Genomic DNA, 21,813 nt, shown 5'->3' on the forward strand with positions numbered 1-21,813 from the left:
CGGGACTCGTGTCGATCGGTCGAACCAGGCTCATTGATCGACGCCGAGGTAGGCGCGTCGGCTTCAGCTGGTTGGTTCGTGCGCCTTTCGGGAGGGTTTCCGGTTTGTAATCGGCGCTTGGAGCATCCCGGCGATCGCATCGCAGAGGAACCCGCCGACTGCCTCCCAACGCGGGTCGCTGCCGTCGTGTTCGGCGCGGGCCTCCACGTCGGCGGCGGTCGTGACCACGATTCTGGTGATCAGTCCGGAGCGGGCGGCTATGACGTACGGGTCGTCGAGGTGCTCCAGCCGTCCGGCGATCGAGCCCAGGATCCGGGCAGTGTTCGGGGCTGCGTCGCCGACCTGGGGGAACAGCGCGCGGATGCTGGGATCGTGCAGCGCCTGGCCGAGGAAGCGTGCCCGCCACGTCGGCTGCGGCAGCCGGGCGAGGACCCGCATCACCGGCAGGACGAGGCTGCGGACGTCGCCGAGCAGTGAGTCGGAGTGCTCGAACATCACGGCGCGCGGCTCCTCCAGGGCGCCGGTGTGGCGCAGGAGCAGGGCGCTGAGCAGGCCGTCGCGGCCGCCGAAGTAGTAGCGGACCGCGGAGTGGTTGGTGTTGCCCGCGGCGTCGGCGATGCGGCGGTCGGAGACCTGGGCGATGCCGTGGAGGGCGAAGAGTCGTTCGGCCGCGTCGAGCAGTGCGGTCCGGGCCGGCTCGGCCTGTGTCATCGGCGGGTCCCCTCGCGTCGGTGATGCGGGAACACCGTATCTGGCAGGTGACATCGTACGCCACATGACTTACAGTCGTACGCCATATGGCGTACGAAATGAGGGGTTGATGAAGTCAGTCATGGTGACCGGGCCGGGAACGACGGCCGTGGTGAAGGTCCCGGAGCCGGCGGTCGGGCCGGCGGACGTGCTGGTCCGCATCCGCGCGTGCGGCATCTGCGGCTCCGACGGCATGTACATCGCCGTCGGCGGCATCCCGCCCCGGCAGGGCGCCACCCCGCTCGGGCACGAACCGGCCGGCGAGGTCGCGGTTGTCGGTGCCGCGGTGACGGGCCTCGCCGTTGGCGACCACGTCGTGCTCAACCCGATGGCCGCCTCCGACGGCATCATCGGCAGCGGTGGCGCGCAGGGCGCGCTCGCCGACTACGTGCTCATCAAAGACGCCGAAGTCGGGCGGCACCTCATCACCATTCCAGCGCACGTCCCGTTCGAGGTGGCCACGCTCAACGAGCCGATGGCCGTCGCCACCCACGCGGTCAACCGCCTGGAACCGCGGGCCGGGCAGACCGCCGTCGTCTTCGGTGCCGGGCCCATCGGGCTCGGCGCGGCAATCGGCCTCAAGCTCCGCGGCGTCGCGCACGTCGTGGTCGTCGACGTGGTGCCGAACCGGCTGGAGAAGGCACTCGAGGTCGGCGCCGACGCGGTGATCAACTCAGCTGAGGAGGACGTGGCGCAGCGACTGCGCGACCTGCACGGCGACGCCGTCCGCCACTTCAGCCGCGGCGGCGCCGGCACCGACCTGTACCTGGACGCGGCCGGCGTGCCGGCGGTTCTGGAGACGATATTCGCGACGGCGAAGCACGGCGCCCGGGTCAGCATCGTGGCCGTGCACAAGAAGCCGGTCGCCGTGGACTTCGGCGCCCTGCTCACCAGCGAGATCACCATCGCACTGGCCATGGGATACCCCACCGAGATCTTCGAGGTCACCCAGGACCTGATCGAGAACTGGGAACGGTACGCGCTGATCATCAGCGACATCGTGCCGTTCGCCGAAGTCGATCGGGCGTTGTCCCTGGCCGGCACACCCGGCGCGGCCGACAAGGTCGTCGTCACCTTCGGGGAGGAAGACCTGTGACCGCCACCGCTCTTCTCGTCATGGACGTGCAGCGGGCCGTGGTGGCCCGCTATCCCGACCCCGACTACCTGCCGCGTCTGCGCCGGGCCGTCGACGCCGCCCGCGAAGCCGGGTTGCCGATCATCCACGTCGGCGTCGGGTTCCGGCCCGGCGCGCCGGAGATCGACCCCCGCAACCGCATGTTCGGGCAGCTCGCCGGCCGGCCCGCGAGCCCGGCCGCCGAGCTCGGCATGCAGGCACATCCGGACGTCGCACCGGCAGAGGGCGACATCGTCGTCGTCAAACGGCGTGTCAGCGCCTTCGCCGGCAGCGACCTGGAGATGGTCCTACGCGCCCAGGGCATCGGCCACCTCGTGCTGACCGGCATCGCTACGAGTGGCGTCGTCCTGTCCACACTGCGACAGGCCGCCGACCTCGACTTCACCCTGACCGTGCTCGCGGACGCGTGCCTCGACAACGACCCCGAGGTGCACCGGGTGCTGACCGAGAAGATCTTTCCGATGCAGGCCGAGGTGCTGGCGGTCGACGAGTGGGTGGCCCATCGAGCCGGCGGCGCATAACGCCCGGCAGCCGCGGCCGTGACGCGGCGCCTCGGAGCGGGGACTGCCCATGGGGCCGTTAGACCCTGCTGACCCCACTGAACCGCGAGGACACTCAATCGCGGGAATGCGGACGGCAATGCCGTGCCCCACGAGATGGCCGTCTCGCACCACTGGAGGCAGCCATGAACAAGCATCTGATCGTCGTCGGTGTGGACGGCTCCGACAGCAGCCGCCGCGCTCTGGAATGGGCGGCAGGGCATGCTGCCGGCCCTGACACCGCTGTACGGGCGGTGATGGCCTGGGTCTGGGATGGCGTCGAGGCCGAAGTCGTCTACGCGACGCCACCCGCCGAGGAAAGGCGCCAGGCCGGCGAAGTACTCGATCGTCAGATCAAGGACGTCATCGCCAGACACGGTTCGAGTCGGCCGATCGCCGCTGAGATCGTCGAGGGCACGCCGGTCGATGTTCTCATCGCGGACGCCGAGAACGCCGATCTGCTGGTCCTCGGTGGCCACGGCCACAACCGACTGCGGCACGCCGTGCTCGGCTCGGTGAGCGAGGAGTGCATCCGTAAGGCAGCCTGCCCCGTGGTGGTGATCCCGGCCGGCACCGGCAAGGCGGAGCGTGGCGGCATGTCGTGACACTCGGGCTCAGGTCCCCTGCCAGCCCTCGAACCGGCTACTGCGGCATCTCTGGAGGTGAGACCCATGAACACCTCAGCATCGGCGCGAGTCGTCGCCGGCGTGAGCGGATCACCGGCCGGCCGGCGAGCGGTCGAGGCCGCTGCCCGGGAGGCTGAGCGCCGGAACTGTCCACTGCACCTGGCGCACACCTTCAACCTCCTGTCGGACGATGCGGAAGATCCGCGAGCCGCCAGGGAAGTGCTGAGCCGGGCCGCGGTCGTTGCCGCCAGCGTGGCGCCCGACATCAGGATCACCACCGAACTGGTGGAGGGTCACCCTCTGCCGAGCCTGCTGCGACTGTCCCGGCGTGCGGTGTTGACCGTCATCGGTGACGGCGACCTGAACGACCTGACTTTCATGCCGCGGGAGGCGACGGCGGTGCAACTGGCCGCACGGGCCTTCGGCAGTGTCTTGGTCACCCGGGCCGCCCCTGTCCCGCCGGGTCCGGTAGTGGCCGGCCTCGACGACTCTCTCTCGGCTGAAGCGGTTCTGCACTACGCATTCAACGCTGCCGCACATCGAGGAAGCGGGCTGATCGTCGTCCACGTGAGCGAAGCGGGGAGCCGTACCGGCGATCTTGACGAAGTGGTCGCCTCCCGTGCACGGAAGTACGGCGTGGACGCGCGGCTGCGCGTGCTCACGGGTGACCCGACCGCGGTGATGGTCCGGCAATCAGAGCAGGCGTCACTGATCGTTGTCGGTGCACGTGGCCGATTCCCGTACCGCGGCCTGCTGGGCTCGGTCGCCCAGACCATGCTGCACCACGGTCACGCACCCGTCGCCATCGTCCGCGGCACCTCGCCCGTGCTGTGCCGGCCGAGCCGGACCATCCCGGGTCCGGCGGAGCGGACCCGGGACAAGCGCGTTGTCAGCGAACTCCTCCAACCGGCAGCAAAGGCCGTTCGGAGCCTGCCATCTTGACGGGGACATCGGCAGCCGGGTGTACGCCCTCGCAGCGACCCCGGCACCGTCGTCATGAGCCCGTCATCGGGTCACTCATAGGCGAGCGCCTGCCGCACCGTCATCCGCGCGGCCCGGCGTGCCGGCAACAGTGCGGCCAGCACACAGATGCCGCAGACCAGCAGCAGCCAGCCGGCCACCGCGAAGCCGTTGACGGTCACCGTCAAGGGGATGTTGAGCAGCAGGTTGCCGAAGATCCCGCCGAAGGCCACCGTCGCGGGAACGGCCAGGAACACGGCCGCGACCAGCCAGCTCACCACGCCGATGGTGACGGCCTCGGCCAGAATCAGACCACGCAGAGCCCGGTCGGTGGCCCCCAGCGAGCGCAGGACGCCCATCTCCCTGGTCCGTTCGGTGATCGCCACGGTGAGGATGGTCGCCAGCCCGAGACCGCCGACCACGACGCTGATCACGGTGACCAGGTTCAGGAACACCACGAAGATGATCTGGTGGGCGACCAGCACCTTGCGGATGTCGTCCTGGGTGCGTACGGCTGCGACCGCCATCCCACCGCCGGTCAGGGCGTTCTCCAGGTCCTGTCGCAGTGGCGCCGGGTCGTGTGTCGCGCTGATCAGCCGGATCGTGTTGGCGGTGCCGGCGGTGCCGCTCGCGGCGGCCAGGGCGTCGCGGTCGACCCACGCCGACGGTGAGCCGACCTGGACGGCGACGCCGACGACCGTCCACCCGGTCTCCTGGTCACCGGTGCGGGTGGTCACCGTCGAGCCGACCGCGACACCGGGATGGTCTTCGACATAGTCGGCGCTGAGCACCATGGCCCGGTCCTCACCTGGTTGCAGCCATCGGCCGGCGGTGAGTTTCAGCCGCAGGTCCGGGCTGGTGGAGGGGACGCCACTGATCTGCCCGGTGCCGCCGGCGGGAAACGCCACAGGCATCGACGTCCAGGTCTCGGCACGCGCGATGCCCGGTACCGCGTTCACCACCCGCTCGACCTGGCTGATCGGGTACGGCCGGTCCAGGGTGACGGTCAGGTCGTACGGTTCGGCGGCGATGGTCTGCTCGACGAACGTGTCGGCGAGCCCGTCGGAGACGTTGAACGCGGCCATGAACATCGCGCCCCCCACCGACAGGGCGGCGGCCGCCAGCACGAGCCGGCCACGACGGCGAACCGCGTTGCGGGCGCCCAGCAGCGGAATCCGAGGCAACCGGGTGCCGCGGGCCAGCCGGCCGGCGCGCCCGGTCCGGGGTGCGGTCACGCCGTGGTCGCGCATCGCCGCGACCGGAGGGATCCGGCAGGCCCGGATCACGAGGACCCCGGCCACCAGCAACGGCACCGCCACCCCGGCGACCAGTTGCGCGGCGATCAGCCACCACGGCATCGACTCGTCGGTGACCTCGAAGTTCATGAACTCGGCGATGAACCCGACAAACCCGAGCCCGGCCAGGCGCCCCAGCGGCCAGCCGATCAGGCACGCGGCGAACGCCAGCACAGCGGTACTGGTCAGGTAGCCGCCGGCGATCTGCTGCCAGGTCGCGCCGACGGCCTTCATCGTGCCGATCTGGCGGACCTGCCCGGCCAGCAGACCGGACACCACCGTCACGATCAGCAGCACACTGAGCAGCACGGCCAGCGCCCCGAACAGCAACTCCAGCCGGAGCATGCCGTTCATGATCTCCTGATGGGGGTGGGCGCCCGGTTCCGGCACGTCGACGACGGACACCGTGACACCGGCCGCGGTGAGCCGCTGCACTGCTGCGTCGGCCACCGACCTGATGTGTACGGGGTCCGTGCGGTCGCCGTCGACGACGATGCGGAGCTCAGCCGGCACGACGGTGACGCCGAAGCCCGTCACGGTCTGCGGGGTGACGTAGCCGTACACCATGCCTTCGACCCAGCTCGGTGGCAGCCCCGGATCGGCGGCGGTCCCGGCCACCGGCACCGTCCGGACCGGCCGGCCGGGCAGTTCGACCTCGACCTGCCCACCGGCCGTGATGTCGTCGAGCAGCCGTAGGCCGGAGCTTTCCAGCACGATCTGCCCGTCCGGCGGCGGCCACACGCCGTCGCCGGGGGTGAGCCGGGCGATCCGGTTCGCCACGAACGAGTCACGGACCGTCAATCGCAGCGCCTGCCACTGCTGCTCCCCCGGCCTCCGGATGCGGGCGGTCAGGGTTCGGCTGGTGTCCGCGGCGGCCACGCCGGGGACGGCACGGACCAGCTCGGGCGCCGCCGGAGTCAGACCGCGGGCGCTGATCGTCGCCGACGGCGGGTCGGTGGCCAGATAGCCCGACAGTTGCTGGGAGCGGGCCACGGAGTAGCTGGTCGACACGGCGGTCACGGCGAGCACGGCCAGCGCCATGGCGGCCACCACGACGATCGTACGGCCCCATCTGCGGCGCAGGTCGCGGGCTACTTTGCGGGAGCGGACGCCGGTCATGGCGCGACCCGGCCGTCGGCGAGGGTGACCGTCCGGTGCACCCAGCGGGTGATGTCGCGTTCGTGGGTGACCATCAGCACGCAGGTTCCGGCGGCCGCGACTTCACCGAGCAGGTCGAGCACCGCGTCGCCGGTGTGGGTGTCCAGGTTGCCGGTCGGCTCGTCGGCGACCAGCACCGGTGGCTCGTTCACCAGGGCCCGGGCGATCGCCGCCCGTTGCTGCTCGCCGCCGGACAGCGTGGCGGGCAGCTTGTCGGCGTGTGCGCGCAGACCCACCCGGTCCAGCATGTCCAGGGCCCGGTCCCGGCGGTGCCGGACAGCGACGGTGCGGTTCAGTTCCATCGGCAGGACGACGTTCTCGGCCACCGTCAGCGTCGGCAGCAACTGGAAGAACTGGAAGACCACGCCGACGGCCCGGCCCCGCCAGGCGGCCAGCCGGTTCTCGTTCAACCCGTCCAGGTCGGTTCCGGCCACCCGTAGGTGTCCTGTGGTCGGCCGGTCGAGTCCGGCGATGAGGTTCATCAGGGTCGACTTGCCGGAGCCGGAGCGGCCCACGACGGCCACGAACTCGCCGCGGCGTGCTTGCAGGTCGATGCCGTCGAGGGCCCGGAACTCCGTCGACGCGGACCGGTAGGTCTTCACGACCTTCTCGACGTCCACGACCACGTCCGGATCGGTTGCGGTTTCTGTTGTCATGGCGCACAGCACACCGGCGCCGGCTCCCAGCGGCTTCCCGGTTTCCTCTGAGTTCTCCATGAGTGCCGCTCCGACGATTCGGGTTCGCGGCGGTGGCTGGTTGACTGGGGCGGTGAGCTGCACCGAACGGGTCCTGGTGGTCGATGACGAGCCCAACATCAGCGAGCTACTGGGCACCGCCCTGCGTTTCGTCGGCTACGACGTGCGGGTCGCCGGCACCGCCGGGCAGGCGCTGGCGCTGGCCGAGGCGTTCCGGCCGGACCTGGTGGTTCTCGACGTGATGCTGCCCGACCTGGACGGCTTCCAGGTGTCGCGCCGGCTGCGCGGCCTGCTGCCGCAGATCCGGATCGTGTTCCTGACCGCCCGCGACCAGGCCGTCGACGCGGTCACCGGCCTCACCGAAGCCGGTGGCGACGAGTACATCCGCAAGCCCTTCGACCTCGACGAGCTGATCGCCCGGATCGCGCTGGTGCTGCGCCGGAGCACGGCGGAGAGGCCGCGGCGGCTGCACGTCGCCGACCTCGTCCTGGACCAGGACACCTACGACGTCACCCGCGGCGACCACGCGATCGCCCTGTCGCCGACCGAGTTCCGGCTGCTGAGCTACCTGATGATCAACACCGGCCGGGTCGTGTCCAAGGAGCAGATCCGCGACCGGGTGTGGCAGTACGACTTCGCCGGCGAGGTCGGTGTCGTCGAGAACTACATCTCCTACCTGCGCCGCAAACTCGGCGACCCGCCCCTGATCCGTACCGTCCGCGGCGTCGGATACCAACTGCGCAGCCCGGCATGACCGGCCTCAGCGCGATCCACCAGCGGCACCCCCTGCGGCACCGGCTCGTCGCGCTGATGCTCGCGGTGGTCACCACGATCCTGATGATCACCGTGGTCGCGTTCATGACCCTGGTCTTCCGGCTGCTGTCCGGCGAACGCGACCAACGCCTCGACGCGGCGCTGGCCGCCGGCGGCGTCTACACCGACGTGACCGTGCAGATCGTCGACGCGTCCGGCCGTACCCGATCGATCGTGCAAACCCAGAGCCGGGGCGGCCCGGACCGGCCCACCGTCGAGGCCGCGGCGGCGGCCGTCGAAGCCGGCCGGCCGATCACCGTGAACGGCCCCGACGGGGCCTGGCGCCTGGCCGCCACACCGAGAGCAGACGGCACCTGGCTGCTCGCCGGCCAGCCGATCGGCGGCGAACGCCGCCTGCACGACCGGCTCGTGATGATCTGGTGCGGCACCGTCCTGATCATCCTGCTGATCACCGCCGGGCTGACGACACATCTGATCCGGTACGGGCTACGCCCCCTCACCGCCGTCGCCGACGAGGCCACCCGCATCCACGCCGGTGACCTGACCCGCCGGCTACCGGCCACGGCCCCGGACGAGATCGGGCAACTCGCCACCGCCCTCAACGGCATGCTCGACCGGGTGCAGACCGCCCTGCACGAACGACAACGCGCCGACGAACGGCTCCGTCGGTTCGTCGACGACGCCGGCCACGAACTACGGACACCGGTGACCGCCATCCGCGGCTGGGCCGACCTCTACGAACGCGGCGCGGTACCCGACAGCGAAGTGCCCACCGCGATACGCCGGATCCGCCAGGAGACCGAACGGGTCGGCTCCCTGGTCGATCAGCTGCTGCAACTGGCGAGCCTCGACCAGCCCGCCGACACCACCGGCAGCCGGGACGACCGCCGGATCATCGACCTGGCCGAGATCGTCCGCGACGCCATCCTCGACGCACGCGCCGTCGACCCGGACCGGCCGGTCGCCACCGATCTGCCGCCCACCGGAATCGCCATGGTGCGCGGCGACGCGATGGCCCTGCACCAGGTGGTCGCCAACCTGCTCGCCAACATCCGGGCGCACACCCCGTCGCGTACACCGGCTCGGCTGCACCTGCAACGCCGGGCCGCGGCCGGCGGGGACCGTATCGTCCTACGGGTCACCGACGACGGGCCCGGTGTGCCGCCGCAGATCCGCGACAAGGTGTTCGACCGGTTCTTCCGCGCCGACCCGGGCCGTGCGCACCACGGCGGCGGGGCGGGGCTCGGCCTGTCCATCGTCGCCGCGATCGTGGCCGACCACGGCGGCGACATCCGGGCCGAGCCGGGTGACGGCTTCACCGTACGGATCAGCCTGCCCGCCGCCCGGCCGACGTCCCGACGGTGACCGTCGACCGGCGCACCTCGACCGAGGGGAACGTCCCGCCGGTCACAGCCGGCTGAAGAAGACGCCGAAGGTTGCCAGAGCGGACAGGATGGTGACGGGTACGCCCCACCAGCGCACGCGCGGGATCAGAAACCACCACGCCACCATCGGCCCGACCAGCAGAACCGCCCCGAGCAGGCCCCAAAGGACGGCGCCGAGCGTGGTGCCCCGTCGCCCCGGCCAGGCGTTGATCTCCCAGAGCAGCTGCACAACGACGCCGACAGCGAACAGCGGCCCGAGCAGAGCGAACGTCAGTGCGGTCACTACTCGCACCACGGTCAGGATCACTCGGGCGGCCGGGCTCCCGCGATAGGCCATGGGTGTCATTGCAGCATCCGGACCTGGTCGGTACCCACGAACGGGACACCGACGCGCAGGGGTCAGGGCGGTGTCGCCGCTGCGCAGACCCGGGGCGGGGGTGGACGCGTGCGGGAGCTGGTCCGCTCGGCCATCACCGTTGACGAGGTCTGACTGCCGCTCGACGTTCCGAAGTACACCGGATGTGTCCGTTTCCGCAGGTTGAGGAGAAGCAGAGGATCGAGCTGTCACGGCTGGGCGAGCTTGGCGACGGTCGCCCGGTGGGCGCGGACGGGCGGTCCCAGCCGGGCCGGGTGAGGCGCAGACCGCCGCGGGGGTCGCGGTAGCGGTAGACGACGTACGGGCGGGTCAGGTAGCCGACCGGGGCACTGAACGCGTGTACGAGGCGAGTGAACGGCCAGAACGCGAACAGGGCGAACGCGGCGATGACGTGCACCTGGAAGGTGGTGGGCACGCCGGCCATCAGTGCCGCGTCCGGCTGGAAGTAGAACAGCGAGCGCAGCCACGGTGAGACGGTCTCGCGGTAGTCGTAGCCGTCGCCGGAGACATTGGCGCGTACGGTCGCCCACAGCCCGCAGAGGATCACCGCGGCGAGGACCACGTACATCGCCTTGTCGTTCTTGGTGGTGGCGGCGAAGACCGGGCCGGTCAGGCGGCGGCGGGCGATGAGCAGGGCCATGCCGATCAGGGTGCACAGGCCGGCGACGGTGCCGGTGAACACGGCCATCAGGTGGTAGGCGTGTTCGGTGATCCCGACGGCTTCGGTCCCCGATTTCGGGATGAGCGGGCCGACGATGTGGCCGAGGAGCACGAACAGCACGCCGAAGTGGAACAGCGGGCTGCCCCAGCGCAGGATCGACGTCTCGTGGAGTTGGGAGGAGCGGGTGGTCCAGCCGAACTTGTCGTAGCGGTAGCGCCAGATGGTGCCGCCGATCAGGATCGCGATCGACAGGTACGGGTAGACGACCCAGAGCAGGGTGTCGGCGGTGTTCATCTGCGTCCCCCCGCTGGTGTTGACGAGTCCGAAGGGTTCGAGGCCGACCTGTTCGGTGGGCGGGCCGCTGCGGGCCAGGTGGGCGGCGGCGGCCAGGTCGCGGGGCGACGGTGGCGGCAGCATGGCGCGGACGGCGTCGACGGCCGCGGCAGCGGTCCTGGTCGACGAGCACGATGCCGTCCTCGGCCCGCTTGTAGATGGCTCCGGACGGGCACGACGCGGCGCAGGCCGGGTTGAGGCAGTGCTCGCAGATTCGCGGCAGGAAGAACAGGAACGCCTTCTCGTAGTCCTGCCGGACCTGGGCCGACACCTTCTGCAGGATCGGGTCTGCGGAGAGGACCTCGTTGCCGCCGCCGAGCGAGTCGTCCCAGTTCGCCGACCAGGTGACCTTGGTGTCCTGCCCGGTCAGCAGGCCGGTGCAGTTCACCCCGTGCGTGGAGCGGACCACCTTGTCGTACGACCAGCGATCACGGTAGAAGGAGTCCGCCTCCCGACCGCCGATCTGATAGAGCGCTCGACCGTCGGGTGACACCTGCGCCCGGCGTACCAGTCCACCGAGCTGCAACAACGCCTGACCGGCGCCACCGGTTCCATGTGCCATCGAGTCCGTCTCCCTCGGGTGGGCAACCTCGATCTCACCTTCGTACGGCCCGATGCACGCCTGCGACACCCATCATGATTTCGGTGATCAAAGGCCCGTCAGGGCAGGACTTAGGTCCCGTCTACGCGGATCGTCGGCATCGAGGCTGTCCAGCTAGGTACAAATGCCCTACCGGTAGCGCCACCCGCCCCGCGATTGTTGGCCTCAAAGGACATTCCTCGACACGGAGCGAGCTGATGGGCACACCTTCGACGACATCGACCCCCGCCCGGGCCGGGTTGATGCTCACCCTGGCCACGGTCGGGTTCGCGGTCAACTTCTGAGCTTGGGCATTGCTCAGCCCTCCGGCCGTACGGTTCACCGCCGCCTTGGACCTGACCTCGTTGCAGCAGGCCCTGCTAGTCGCGGTGCCGGTCGTGGTCGGCTCGCTCGGCCGGATCCCGGTCGGTGCGCTGACCGACCGCTTCGGTGGTCGGCTGATGTTCCCGCTGGTATCGCTGACGACCATCGCCCCGGTGCTCTACCTGGGTCTGTTCGGCCACGACTCTCTGGCTGCGTTACTGGTCGGCGGCTTCTTCCTGGGCATCGGCGGCACGACCTTCGCCGTCGGTGTCCCGTTCGTCAGCGCCTGGTTCCCGCCGCACCGGCGCGGCTTCGCCGTCGGTGTCTTCGGCGCCGGTATGGGCGGCACCGCGATCAGCGCCCTGACCACGGTGAAACTGGTAGACGCCGGCAGCACCGCCACGCCGTTCCTGCTCACCGCCGCGGTCCTGGCCGTCTACGCGCTCGTCGCGTGGCTGGTGCTGCGCGACGCTCCGGACCGGGCGGTGCCGACCGCTCCGCTCGCCCGGCGCCTCGCCACAACCCTCCGACTCAAGATCACCTGGCAGACCTCGGCGCTGTACGCGGTCGTCTTCGGCGGCTACGTCGCGTTCTCGGTCTACCTGCCCGCCTACCTCAAAACTGCGTACGGGCTCACCCCGGCCGACGCCGCCAACCGGATGGCCGGGTTCGTGCTCCTTGCCGTGATCATGCGACCGTTCGGCGGCTGGATCTCCGACAGGATCGCCCCGAGCCGGGTGCTGGCCCTCTCTCTGGGCGTGGTCGTCGCGGGCGCGATCGTGCAGTCGTTCACCCCCGGCCTGGCGCCAGTCGGCACGATCGCGTTCCTGGCCATGGCCGCTGCGCTCGGCGCCGGCAGCGGCGCCACGTTCGCCCTGGTCGCACAGGTCGCTCCGGCCAACCAGGTCGGATCGGTCACCGGCGTGGTAGGCGCGGCCGGCGGACTCGGCGGGTTCGTACCACCGCTGGTGATGGGATCCATCTACGGTCAGTTCCAGTCATACTCTCTCGGCCTCGCCCTACTGGCCCTGGTCGCCCTGGCGGCTCTGCTGCTGGACGTCGTGTCGGTCGCTCGCAGCAGCGCGGGAGATGGGAAGGCCGCTCATGTGTGAATACTGCGGCTGTCAGGACGTCACCGCGATCGAGGACCTCACCCGTGAACACGACGAAGTCGTCGGCTTGATGAGCTACGTCCGTGCCGCGTACGCCGCAGGCGACATCGAAGCGATGGCCACCGTCTCCCGCCGCATCGCCGACATCCTCGCCCCGCATACCGCCGTCGAGGAAGAAGGCCTGTTCCCGCTGCTCGCAGACGATTTCCCGGACCAGATCGCCGTGCTGCGCGCCGAGCATCACCACGTCGAGCACGTCCTCGCCGCAGCCGCCACCGGCACCCCGGCCGACCCGGACTGGCCGGCCGCCCTGCTCGAGGTTCTTCAGGACCTGCGCACCCACATCCTCAAGGAACAGGACGGGGTCTTCCCTGCCGCATTGACCAGCCTCACCGGCAGCGACTGGGACAGCGTCGACGCCGTCCGGGACCGCGTCGGTATCCGCATCTCCCCGGCGGCGAGGCCGTAAGCAGCAGGGGGCGACGGGGCATGCCGTCCACGTTGCGCAGCAAAGGGGTGAGCTGCCGGGGCCCTCGGCCTGAACGGCCGCCACCGTCGAGTAGATCACTCATCGTGGGCGCCGGTGTTGTACGTACGGGGCCCGGGCCTCACGTGCGCACAGTGGTCCCTCGGCCGGTGCCGGAGGCGCGTGAGTCCGCCCACGTCACCATCAGCGCCGACGAACAGCTGCACATCGCCGTCAGCGACGACGGCCACGGCATCCTGCCTCACGGCATGACCCGCGGCGTCTGCCGCTCCTCGATGCGCCGCCGTGCCGAGGCCCTGGGCGGCGGCCTCGACATCCAGTCCACCGCCGGCGGCACCACGGTGACCGAGACGCTGCCCCTGCACTCCTGAGAGGTTCCGATGGCTCCCCCGAGATCGAGCTGCTCGTCGAGGCCTCCTCCGGCGCAGAGCTCCCAACCTGAGGTTGTCATCACCGACATCGCCATGCCCGGCGGGGGCGGCGTCAGCGCCATTCAGCAGATCAGGGCCCGGCACCCGGAGGTGGCGGTTCTCGTCCTGACCATGCACGAGGACGACGAAGCCCTGTTCAGCGCCATCCGCCAGGGGCATCAAACCGCGTTGCCCGACTGTAAAGGCGTTGGGCCTGATCAACGCGGTCGCGGTCACCGTCACAGGCGTCACCGGCAGCGGCGCGGTTACCTTCGAGCCGTTGCATCGCCCGAGTCGGCCATGGTGGGCGACGTGCTCTCATGGCCGGCAAATAGCCCAGGGCTCACCTCGTGTCACGAAGGCGGTGTCTCGGCCGCCGGGGTGGCGGCCGGTCGAATGCCCTGGGTCTCGCCGTTGTCGGTCGACCGGCTCAGGGTTGCGCGGCTCTGCGGGCGAGGGTGATCGCGGTGATCATGCGCCGCACCACGGTGTCGGCGTGGCGCAGCTCCTGTGGGCCGAGGTCGGCCACGGCCTCGTGCATCAGCCGGCCCAGCGGCAGGAAGAACTGGGTCGCCAGCTGCAGGGCCTGTGGTTGCATGACGACGGTGACCTTGCGGCGGTCGTTGGGGTCACGCTCGCGGCGGACATGACCGGCGTTCTCCAGCCTGTCGAGCAGTCCCGTGGTGGCGGGGGCTCCGAGCCCCAGCCGGGTCGCGAGCTCTCCGGCGGTGATCGGGCGGCCGGAGTCGGTGCCTTCGCTGATCCACATGATCGCGTTGAGGTCATTACGCCCGAGGCCGTGCGCGCGGGCGAAGACCTCGACGAACACGTCGGTCTCGACGGTGAACAGCCGGAGCGCGTCGATGAGGTCGTCAATGATCTCGCCGCGCCGAGATTCGGATTCGGATTGCGTCGGCACGAGATCCATCCTATCGTTTCGTTCGCCGAATATTTCATCTGCCGAAGGAAATCCGATGGGTGCACGGTGTGCCGCGGCGATCACGAGCCGGATCGGCGCAGTCCTGATCGTTCTGGTCAGCATCGCCCTGTCCGTTCTGGTCTTCGTCACCTCTCCGGAACAACCCGCCACACAACCGACCGACGGCCTGCCCGAAGGCAAACAGTCGACGCGCGCCACCGAACTCGCCCAGCGGTTCCCGAGCGGCCGCGCAGACGTGGCCGTCGTCGTCTACGAACGCGCCGATGCTCCTCTGACAGCGCAGGACAGGGCCGCCATCGACACCGCCCGCACGGCCCTGGGCCTACTCGCGGCGAACGGCTTCGTACCGGACCCGACGATCTCCGGCGACGGGCAGGCGGCACTGCTCGCGGTACCCCTGATCGGCCTCTCCGACGACGCCGCCACCACGAAGGTCGTCAACGACCTGCGCGCCGCCGTCGCCGCCGATCCGGACAACCCGCTTCCGCCGGGTCTGACCGCTCAGGTCACCGGGGGCCCCGCTTTCAGCCGCGACATCGCCGCCGCGTTCGACGGTGCCGACCTCACCCTGCTGCTGGCCACCGCCGCCGTCGTCGCCGTACTGCTGCTGATCACCTACCGCAGCCCCATCCTCTGGGTCGTCCCGCTGGTCGTCATCGGCGTCGGCGACCAGGTCGTCGCCAAGCTCCTACCGTGGGTAGCACAGCTGGTCGGTGAACGCACCGACGCCGCGGTCAGCGGCATCGTGTCGGTCCTCGTCTTCGGTGCCGGCACCGACTACGCCCTGCTGCTGATCTCCCGCTACCGAGAGGAACTCCGCCGCACTCCGCACCGCCGCCAGGCGATGACCCAAGCCCTGATCGGCGCGGCCCCGGCCGTCATCGGTAGCGCCGCGACAGTCGTCCTCGCGCTGCTGACCCTGCTCGCCGCCGTCCTGACCAGCAATCGCACGCTCGGCGTCTCCGCCGCGCTCGGTGTCGTCGTCGCCCTGTTCTTCGGCCTGGTCGTGCTCCCCGCGGTGCTCGCCGGCCTGCCCCGCGGCGTCTTCTGGCCGTTCGTTCCGCAACCCGGCAGCGCGGAGCCCACCGACAGCGGACTGTGGGCGCGCATCGCGACAGCGGTGGGCAGACGCCCGGCAACCGTGCTCGTCGCAGCCGTGCTCATCCTCGGTGCCGCCGCGGCCGGACTACTCACCACCAGGATCGGCCTGGCTCAGACCGACCAGTTCCGCACCGAGGTCGAGTCCGTCACCGCCCAGCAAACGCTGGCCGAGCACTTCCCGGCAGGCTCCGCCCAGCCGGCCACCGTGATCAGCACCAGCACGGCCGCCGAAGCGGTCGTCGCCGCGATCACCGCGACGGACGGCATCGCCCGGGTCGGGCCACCGGAGAGGTCCGACGACGGACGACTGTCGCAGGTGTCGGTCGAATTGACCGGCGCCTCCGGCACCACGGCAGCCGACGAGACGGTACGAGACCTGAGGACCGCTCTCGCCTCCGTTCCCGGCGCCGATGCCGTGGTCGGCGGAGCCCCCGCTGCCGACCTCGATCTACGCGACGCGAACCTACGCGACAACGCCGTGATCGGCCCGCTCGTGCTCGCGGTCGTGCTGCTGGTGCTCATCGTCCTGCTGCGGTCGCTGCTCGCACCGATCCTGCTGCTGCTGACCGTGATCGCCAGCTTCGCCGCCAGCCTGGGAGCGGCATCGATCGTGCTGACCCGGTTGCTCGACATCCCGGCTCTCGATGCGAGCGTCCCCCTGCTCAGCTTTCTGTTCCTGGTGGCTCTCGGCGTCGACTACAACATCTTCCTGGTCACCCGGGCCCGCGAAGAGACACTGACCGGCGGCGACACCCGCAACGCCACCATCCGCGCGTTGGGCGCCACCGGCGGTGTCATCACCTCAGCCGGCATCCTGCTGGCCGCCGTATTCACCGTCCTCGGCGTCCTGCCCGTCATCGTGCTCACCCAGATCGGCGTCATCGTCGGCATCGGCGTGCTGTTCGACACCCTGCTGGTCAGGACCGTCGTCGTGCCCGCCCTCGCCCTGCTGCTCGGCGAGCGATTCTGGTGGCCGGCCCACCCGGCACCACAACAGCACTCAGCACGAACACCCACCGATGCCGACGGACCCAGATCGAACGAACCAGTAGCCTGAGCTGACACGCGATGGCGATGTCGATGCTGATCGTCATCGCCGTTACCGACACCCACCCGGCTAAGGTCACCCGTGGTCCTCGGTGACCCGTGGTCCTCGGTGACCACTACCCAACCAGGACGAAGCGGGCCGACAACGGTCCGTGGATGCCACGATGTCCGCACCGTCGGCGACGCCGCATCGCTTGCCCTCGGTCCCGGTGGTCGTTCCAAGCCGTCGCGCCGGCCTCTTCGGGGGCCCGCCGCATGACGATCGGATCCCGGCCTTCACACCCCGGCTCAACACTGTCGAGAAAGTTCTGGGCGACCTGACCGGGGTCCTGCTCGTCGCCGAGGCGATGCATACCCAGACCGATCACGCCGAGCAGATCAACGACTGTGGCGCACACCTTCTCCTGCAGGCAAAGGAAACCAGCTGTCCGCGCCGCTGCGAGAGACTCGTCGCATGCTGCCCAGCTCACCGTCGCCCGTGCGCGCCATCATGATCTTCGCCGATGATCCGCCATCCGTCGCCGACTGGTACGCCTCCGCCTGGAGCTGTGGGCCGGTCCAAGCGGCGCCCAACAGCTCCTTCCGCTACTTCATGGTCGGCAACGTCGAAGTGGCGTTCCACCCTGCCGACCCCGACGCGAACCCATACGGACGCAGCACCGTGGTGTATTGGGCCGTGGATAGCGTGGCGGTCGCCCGGTACGCGCTCTTAGCGAAGGGAGCGACCCCGCTGCGTGGTCCGCTTCAAATCGACGACAACCGTTTCATATGTCAAGTCGTCGATCCCTTTGGCAACGTGATCGGGCTGGATGGCCCGGCTTGACCTCTCACAACTACTCGCCGGGTTCTTCGGCGGAGGTGCCAACTGACGCGGACGACCAACCTCGATCCTGTCCGCGTCGATATTCGGCGACCCGGTGGGTCGCCGCGGTAAACGGCCTCGACTCGGTGGAGAGCCGGCCGCGAGAGTCCTTCAGTGGCGCGGCATCGTCACCAACCAGTTGTTGGAGCGCCTGGCCGTTTCACTGGTCTCGCCGCTGCACGCTGACGACGGCGATGAGAATAGACACCAGTGCCCAGACGGCATAGACCGTCCACGCTCCCCCGGCCGTCCAGGAGTACGGGGTAAGAGATGCCGGGCCGCTGCCGGGCTCGATCTCGGTGAGACGGCCCCACGCCACTCGCGGCATCGTGTGGGCGAGCACCGCGCCCCAGTACTTGGTGTCGTTCATGGCGGTGGGCAGGATGAGCAGCAGCAGAGTCGCGGTCACGATCGTCGCTGCGGTGGTTCGGATCAGCGAGCCGAGTCCCATGCCGATCAGCGCCGCGAGTGGAGCCAGCAGCGCGGACCCGATCGCGAGCTGCAGGGCGTTGGGGTGGCCGATCGAGATGCCGGCGTTGCGCCCGGACAGGATCGCCTGCGACGCCCAGAACGACAGCCCGGCCACCAGAGCGCCGAACACGGTCGTCACGACCGCCATGACGACGATCTTGGCCGCCATGACGCCTCCTCGGGCCGGCACCGCCGCGAAGGTGGTGCGATTCTGGCCGGTGCTGTATTCCCCCACGATGCTGATCGCGCCGACCGAGCTCATCGCCAGGATCACCAGGGTGGCGGCGATCGAGGTGAAGGCGTCCCAGGCCGCCCAGCCCGGAGTGAGAGCGGCCTGCGTCTCGGCACTGTAGAGCGGGAAGTTGCGGTAGTCGGCCCATGCGGCGTTGACGTTGGCCAGGACGACTCCCAGAGCGCTGAGCAGCAGCACCCAGAACGTCGAGCGCAGGGACCACAACTTCATCCACTCCGACATGATCAGGTCGATGAAGCGAGGGCGTGGATCGGTAGTCCGCCCGGCATCACGGGATGCGGTGGCAAGGTCGGTCATGGCAACTCCTCGTAGATGTCGTCGGGTCACGCGTCGTGGGCGGCGTACTCGACGCTGTCGGCGGTGAGCTCCAAGAACGCCGCCTCGAGCGAGGCGGTGTGGGTAGCCAGCTCGTGCAGCATCACACCGTGCTCGAAGGCGAGCTCGCCCACCTGCTCCTGACTCAGCCCCGTCACCTCGATGAGTCCGTCGCCGACTCGGTCGGCCTGTCCTCGCGCGCGCAGCAGAATGGGAGCGAAGAGCTCCGCCTGTGGGGTCCGGACCCGCACACCCGCTCCGGTCCCCCGGCCGGCGAATTCCGCGAGGCTCTCGGCGGCGATCAGTTCACCGCGACCGATCACCACGAGATGGTCCGCGGTGCTCTCCATCTCGCTCATCAGATGGCTGGACACGAAAACGGTGCGCCCTTCGGCGGCCAGCTGCCGGAACAGGTTCCGGACCCACAGCACGCCCTCCGGGTCGAGACCGTTGAGCGGTTCGTCGAACAGCAGCACCGGTGGATCGCCGAGCAAAGCGGTGGCGATACCGAGGCGCTGACGCATGCCGAGGGAGAACTGGCCGATGCGCCGGCTGGCAGCGCTGGACAGTCCGACGATGTCGATCACCTCGTCGACGCGGCGGCGCGGGATGCGGTTGCTGCGGGCGAGCGCGGCGAGGTGCGCGACCGCGGTACGCCCACCGTGCACATCACCCGCGTCCAGCAGCGCTCCGACGTGTCGCATGCCGCGGGGCAGGTCCCGGAAGTCGTGGCCGTCGACGGTCACGCTGCCGCTCGTCGGTGTGTTGAGGCCGAGGATCATCCGCAGCGTGGTGCTCTTCCCGGCACCGTTCGGGCCGAGGAAGCCGGTGACGTGGCCTGGCCGAACGGTGAAGGTGAGCCCGTTGACGGCGGTCTTGTTGCCGTACCGTTTTGTCAGGTTCGTTGCTTCGATCACGTTTCTCATCCTGGTGCGCCGTGACCGTCGCAACCATCTACCCGGGAGGACAATCCGGAGTCGAAGCGTCGACTCAGGGTGTACACCCGTGGTCGGACGACGCCCGATTCGGCGAGTTCTACCCTGGACGCATGCCGGCCCTCACAACCTCGTCGCGCTCACGGAAGAGCCTGTCGCCGGGCAGGTGGACGGCACTGAGCTGGCTGGTGGGCACGACATATGCCGTGGCGACCTCCGTGGGACTGCCACGCCCGCAAGCCGCGGCGCCCGTCGACTGGCGGATTCCGGCGCTCGTTCTGGCCGGCACGACGATGCTCACGCTCGTCGGCGCGACACTGCTGAGGCGTCATCCTCTGGTTGCTTCGACGCTGCTGCTGGCCGGCGCGGTCGGCGGTGCGTCGATAGCCGGTCCCGGCGGTGTCGCGCTGCCACAGTTCCTGGCCTTCTACGTGGCTCTGGCATTCATCGCGGCGAGCTCCTCCCGTCGGACCGCGATCATCAGCGGGTTTGGGACTGCCGGTGTGTTCGGTGTCTACCAGGCAGCCCGGCTCATGTCCGGATGGGGTGTGGCAGCCGCGGAGACGCTGGTGGTCCTGCTCGGCGGAGTAGCCGCCTGGCTGATCGGCCGGTCGGTGCACGAGCGCCGCGAGCACGCCGAGGCGCTGCGAGCACGGACCACCACCGACGCGATCAACGCCGAGCGGCTGCGGATCGCCCGTGAACTGCATGACATGGTCGCGCACAACATCGGCATCGTCGCGCTTCAGGCCGGATCAGCGAACCTTGTCATCGACACTCAACCTCACGTGGCCCGGCAGGCATTGCGCAGCATCGAGGCAGCCGGGCGCGAGACCCTCGCCGGTCTGCGCCATATGCTGGTCGCGCTACGCGAAGCCGGCCGGGAACCCGGCGGTCCGGCACCCCGGCTCGACGACCTGGACCGGCTGGCGAAGGAGACGAACGAGGCCGGTCTCCGGGTCGACCTGCGCTGGCTGGGCGATCGACGGGCGCTCCCGGTAGAGGTCGACCTCTCGGCGTACCGAATCATCCAGGAGGCGATCACCAACGTGGTACGGCATGCCGGCGCACGATCCTGCCAAGTATCGGTGGACTACCGCGACGAGGAGTTGGCCATCGACGTGCTCGACGACGGCAAGGGCCTGGATGGCGAGCCGCGCCCCGGATACGGCCTGATCGGCATGCGCGAGCGCGTCGGACTGCTCCACGGCGACTTCTCCGCCCGGCCCGACCCCGGTGGCGGTTTCCGGGTGTCCGCCCGGCTGCCGACCACGACGAGGTCCTGATGACCATCCGGGTACTCATTGCCGACGATCAAGAGCTGATCCGCACGGCGCTGCAGACCTCCGTCGCCTCGGCCGAGGACATGCTCGTCCTCGGCGAGGCCGGCGGCGGAGCAGAGGCCGTCCAGCTGACCGTACGGCTACGCCCGGACGTGGTCATGATGGACCTGCGCATGGCCGCGATGGACGGCATCGAGGCGACCCGCCGCATCACCCAGGGCCCGACCAGCGCCAAAGTCCTCGTCCTGACCACGTTCGACGACGACGACAGCGTCTACGGCGCGCTACGGGCCGGAGCCGCCGGATTCCTAGTCAAAGACATGGCCGTCCACGACATCCTCAACGCGATCCGGGTGGTCGCCGCCGGAGACAGCCTGATCGCACCCAGCGTGACCCGGCGCCTCATCAACGACGTCGTCCGGCGATCGCCGACCGCACCGGGCCCGCAGCGAGAGCTCACCGGCATCACCGAACGCGAACAGCAAGTGCTGCACCTGGTCGGCTCCGGCCTGTCCAACACCGAGATCGCGGCGCGGCTGTCAATCACCGTCGCCACCGCCAAGTCGTACGTCACCCGCCTGCTGACTAAACTCGGCGCCCGCGACCGGGTCCATCTGGTAATCATCGCCTACGAAGCGGGCCTGGTCTCCGCACACCGCTGAGCCGCCGGAAGAGGCCGCCCGCCACACGATTCTGGCGGGCCGCCGTTCTCACCGCCGAAACCGGTTCGTCACGGCCCGTATGCCCGCAGTCGCGGCCTGAGCCACTGCGGGTAGCGGTTGAGGGGCCGCCCCATTGGTCTGGCCGCGAAAACGGAGCGCTGCTCGATCATTGCGGGGCAGAATCGCCAATAGATCCCCGCGCCGGTATCGCTGGTTCACCTGGCTGCGGTCCGAATGACCGGACAGCGAGGCGGGAACAGGGCGCGCTGCGGTTGAGCGGCGAGGCGAGAAGGCGGGTGAGTAGAGGGATGAGCTGGCTGTCGAGGTGTCGGCCCGGAAGACGC

General features: G+C 69.7%; 21 protein-coding genes and 4 pseudogenes. 14 read left to right on the forward strand and 11 right to left on the reverse strand.

From position 1 onward, the window contains the following. Nucleotides 1-63: 63 nt before the first annotated feature. Complete coding sequence (locus ACQPZW_RS25850) at nucleotides 64-711, reverse strand: TetR/AcrR family transcriptional regulator (RefSeq protein ID WP_433788604.1); 648 nt, start codon at nucleotides 709-711, stop codon at nucleotides 64-66. 109 nt (nucleotides 712-820) lie between these two features. Here ACQPZW_RS25850 and ACQPZW_RS25855 point away from each other — a divergent pair, with 109 nt between their 5' ends. From ACQPZW_RS25855 to ACQPZW_RS25870, 4 genes are all read left to right on the forward strand, one after another. Further along, nucleotides 821-1,846: a zinc-dependent alcohol dehydrogenase gene (locus ACQPZW_RS25855; RefSeq protein ID WP_433788605.1), complete on the forward strand. Its 1,026-nt coding sequence runs from the start codon at nucleotides 821-823 to the stop codon at nucleotides 1,844-1,846. Beyond that, nucleotides 1,843-2,406: a cysteine hydrolase family protein gene (locus tag ACQPZW_RS25860; RefSeq protein ID WP_433788606.1), complete on the forward strand. Its 564-nt coding sequence runs from the start codon at nucleotides 1,843-1,845 to the stop codon at nucleotides 2,404-2,406. The genes ACQPZW_RS25855 and ACQPZW_RS25860 overlap by 4 nt, the downstream gene beginning before the upstream one ends. A 191-nt stretch (nucleotides 2,407-2,597) precedes the next feature. After that, entirely contained in the window at nucleotides 2,598-3,029 is a 432-nt protein-coding gene (locus tag ACQPZW_RS25865; protein ID WP_433788607.1) for a universal stress protein, read from the forward strand. Between the two features lie 66 nt (nucleotides 3,030-3,095). Continuing rightward, entirely contained in the window at nucleotides 3,096-3,992 is an 897-nt protein-coding gene (locus tag ACQPZW_RS25870) for a universal stress protein (protein ID WP_433788608.1), read from the forward strand. Between the two features lie 71 nt (nucleotides 3,993-4,063). Here the strand turns inward: ACQPZW_RS25870 and ACQPZW_RS25875 are convergent, their stop codons facing one another. Together ACQPZW_RS25875 and ACQPZW_RS25880 are read right to left on the reverse strand one after the other, a co-directional pair. Continuing rightward, nucleotides 4,064-6,424: an FtsX-like permease family protein gene (locus ACQPZW_RS25875; RefSeq protein WP_433788609.1), complete on the reverse strand. Its 2,361-nt coding sequence runs from the start codon at nucleotides 6,422-6,424 to the stop codon at nucleotides 4,064-4,066. After that, complete coding sequence (locus ACQPZW_RS25880; RefSeq protein WP_433788610.1) at nucleotides 6,421-7,119, reverse strand: ABC transporter ATP-binding protein; 699 nt, start codon at nucleotides 7,117-7,119, stop codon at nucleotides 6,421-6,423. Before ACQPZW_RS25880 ends, ACQPZW_RS25875 begins: the two co-directional genes overlap by 4 nt. 100 nt (nucleotides 7,120-7,219) lie before the next feature. Between ACQPZW_RS25880 and ACQPZW_RS25885 the strand changes: the two genes are divergently transcribed. Both ACQPZW_RS25885 and ACQPZW_RS25890 read left to right on the forward strand, forming a co-directional pair. Then, nucleotides 7,220-7,912: a response regulator transcription factor gene (locus ACQPZW_RS25885; protein WP_433788611.1), complete on the forward strand. Its 693-nt coding sequence runs from the start codon at nucleotides 7,220-7,222 to the stop codon at nucleotides 7,910-7,912. Continuing rightward, nucleotides 7,909-9,297 (forward strand): ATP-binding protein, encoded by a 1,389-nt coding sequence (locus ACQPZW_RS25890; protein ID WP_433788612.1) that lies wholly within the window; start codon nucleotides 7,909-7,911, stop codon nucleotides 9,295-9,297. Before ACQPZW_RS25885 ends, ACQPZW_RS25890 begins: the two co-directional genes overlap by 4 nt. A 42-nt stretch (nucleotides 9,298-9,339) precedes the next feature. On the opposite strand, the gene ACQPZW_RS25895 is transcribed toward ACQPZW_RS25890, so the two are convergent. The 5 genes and pseudogenes from ACQPZW_RS25895 to ACQPZW_RS25915 all read right to left on the reverse strand — a co-directional run. Then, entirely contained in the window at nucleotides 9,340-9,654 is a 315-nt protein-coding gene (locus tag ACQPZW_RS25895) for a hypothetical protein (RefSeq protein WP_433788613.1), read from the reverse strand. 220 nt (nucleotides 9,655-9,874) lie between these two features. Continuing rightward, nucleotides 9,875-10,648: pseudogene (gene narI, locus ACQPZW_RS25900) on the reverse strand (respiratory nitrate reductase subunit gamma); the annotation flags it as partial. A gap of 6 nt (nucleotides 10,649-10,654) precedes the next feature. Further along, a pseudogene (locus tag ACQPZW_RS25905) lies at nucleotides 10,655-10,792 on the reverse strand (nitrate reductase molybdenum cofactor assembly chaperone); the annotation flags it as partial. Continuing rightward, nucleotides 10,785-10,931 (reverse strand): annotated as a pseudogene (locus ACQPZW_RS25910) (4Fe-4S dicluster domain-containing protein); the annotation flags it as partial. The pseudogenes ACQPZW_RS25910 and ACQPZW_RS25905, both read right to left, overlap by 8 nt. A 125-nt stretch (nucleotides 10,932-11,056) precedes the next feature. Next, nucleotides 11,057-11,249: pseudogene (locus ACQPZW_RS25915) on the reverse strand (hypothetical protein); the annotation flags it as partial. Nucleotides 11,250-11,581: 332 nt separating this feature from the next. On the opposite strand from ACQPZW_RS25915, the gene ACQPZW_RS25920 reads away from it, so the two are divergent. The 4 genes from ACQPZW_RS25920 to ACQPZW_RS25935 all read left to right on the forward strand — a co-directional run bounded on the left by ACQPZW_RS25920 (nucleotide 11,582) and on the right by ACQPZW_RS25935 (nucleotide 14,062). Next, nucleotides 11,582-12,703, forward strand: coding sequence for an MFS transporter (locus tag ACQPZW_RS25920; protein ID WP_433788614.1), 1,122 nt, complete (start codon nucleotides 11,582-11,584; stop codon nucleotides 12,701-12,703). Next, the gene (locus ACQPZW_RS25925; protein ID WP_433788615.1) at nucleotides 12,696-13,172 is read left to right on the forward strand and encodes a hemerythrin domain-containing protein; all 477 of its coding nucleotides are present in this window, start codon (nucleotides 12,696-12,698) and stop codon (nucleotides 13,170-13,172) included. Before ACQPZW_RS25920 ends, ACQPZW_RS25925 begins: the two co-directional genes overlap by 8 nt. 167 nt (nucleotides 13,173-13,339) lie before the next feature. Further along, nucleotides 13,340-13,561 carry a hypothetical protein gene (locus ACQPZW_RS25930; protein ID WP_433788616.1) on the forward strand — a complete coding sequence of 74 codons (222 nt, stop codon included), beginning with the start codon at nucleotides 13,340-13,342 and terminating at the stop codon, nucleotides 13,559-13,561. A 93-nt stretch (nucleotides 13,562-13,654) separates the two neighbouring features. Beyond that, nucleotides 13,655-14,062, forward strand: a complete 408-nt coding sequence (locus ACQPZW_RS25935; RefSeq protein WP_433788617.1) for a hypothetical protein — start codon at nucleotides 13,655-13,657, stop codon at nucleotides 14,060-14,062. Here ACQPZW_RS25935 and ACQPZW_RS25940 read toward each other — a convergent pair. Next, nucleotides 14,031-14,528: a MarR family winged helix-turn-helix transcriptional regulator gene (locus tag ACQPZW_RS25940; protein WP_433797626.1), complete on the reverse strand. Its 498-nt coding sequence runs from the start codon at nucleotides 14,526-14,528 to the stop codon at nucleotides 14,031-14,033. The two genes, ACQPZW_RS25935 and ACQPZW_RS25940, sit on opposite strands and share 32 nt — an antisense overlap. A gap of 46 nt (nucleotides 14,529-14,574) precedes the next feature. On the opposite strand from ACQPZW_RS25940, the gene ACQPZW_RS25945 reads away from it, so the two are divergent. Together ACQPZW_RS25945 and ACQPZW_RS25950 are read left to right on the forward strand one after the other, a co-directional pair. Beyond that, on the forward strand, nucleotides 14,575-16,698 hold the full coding sequence (locus tag ACQPZW_RS25945; protein ID WP_433788618.1) for an MMPL family transporter: 2,124 nt from the start codon (nucleotides 14,575-14,577) through the stop codon (nucleotides 16,696-16,698). A 444-nt stretch (nucleotides 16,699-17,142) separates the two neighbouring features. Continuing rightward, entirely contained in the window at nucleotides 17,143-17,511 is a 369-nt protein-coding gene (locus tag ACQPZW_RS25950) for a VOC family protein (RefSeq protein ID WP_433788619.1), read from the forward strand. A gap of 199 nt (nucleotides 17,512-17,710) precedes the next feature. On the opposite strand, the gene ACQPZW_RS25955 is transcribed toward ACQPZW_RS25950, so the two are convergent. Both ACQPZW_RS25955 and ACQPZW_RS25960 read right to left on the reverse strand, forming a co-directional pair. Next, nucleotides 17,711-18,571, reverse strand: coding sequence for an ABC transporter permease (locus tag ACQPZW_RS25955; protein ID WP_433788620.1), 861 nt, complete (start codon nucleotides 18,569-18,571; stop codon nucleotides 17,711-17,713). 26 nt (nucleotides 18,572-18,597) lie between these two features. After that, nucleotides 18,598-19,506, reverse strand: a complete 909-nt coding sequence (locus ACQPZW_RS25960) for an ABC transporter ATP-binding protein (RefSeq protein ID WP_433788621.1) — start codon at nucleotides 19,504-19,506, stop codon at nucleotides 18,598-18,600. 131 nt (nucleotides 19,507-19,637) lie between these two features. Between ACQPZW_RS25960 and ACQPZW_RS25965 the strand changes: the two genes are divergently transcribed. Both ACQPZW_RS25965 and ACQPZW_RS25970 read left to right on the forward strand, forming a co-directional pair. Then, nucleotides 19,638-20,810 carry a sensor histidine kinase gene (locus tag ACQPZW_RS25965; RefSeq protein ID WP_433788622.1) on the forward strand — a complete coding sequence of 391 codons (1,173 nt, stop codon included), beginning with the start codon at nucleotides 19,638-19,640 and terminating at the stop codon, nucleotides 20,808-20,810. Then, on the forward strand, nucleotides 20,810-21,469 hold the full coding sequence (locus tag ACQPZW_RS25970) for a response regulator (protein ID WP_433788623.1): 660 nt from the start codon (nucleotides 20,810-20,812) through the stop codon (nucleotides 21,467-21,469). Before ACQPZW_RS25965 ends, ACQPZW_RS25970 begins: the two co-directional genes overlap by 1 nt. Nucleotides 21,470-21,813: the final 344 nt, after the last annotated feature.

The organism is Actinoplanes sp. CA-252034, from assembly GCF_050956125.1.
GTDB lineage: Bacteria > Actinomycetota > Actinomycetes > Mycobacteriales > Micromonosporaceae > Actinoplanes.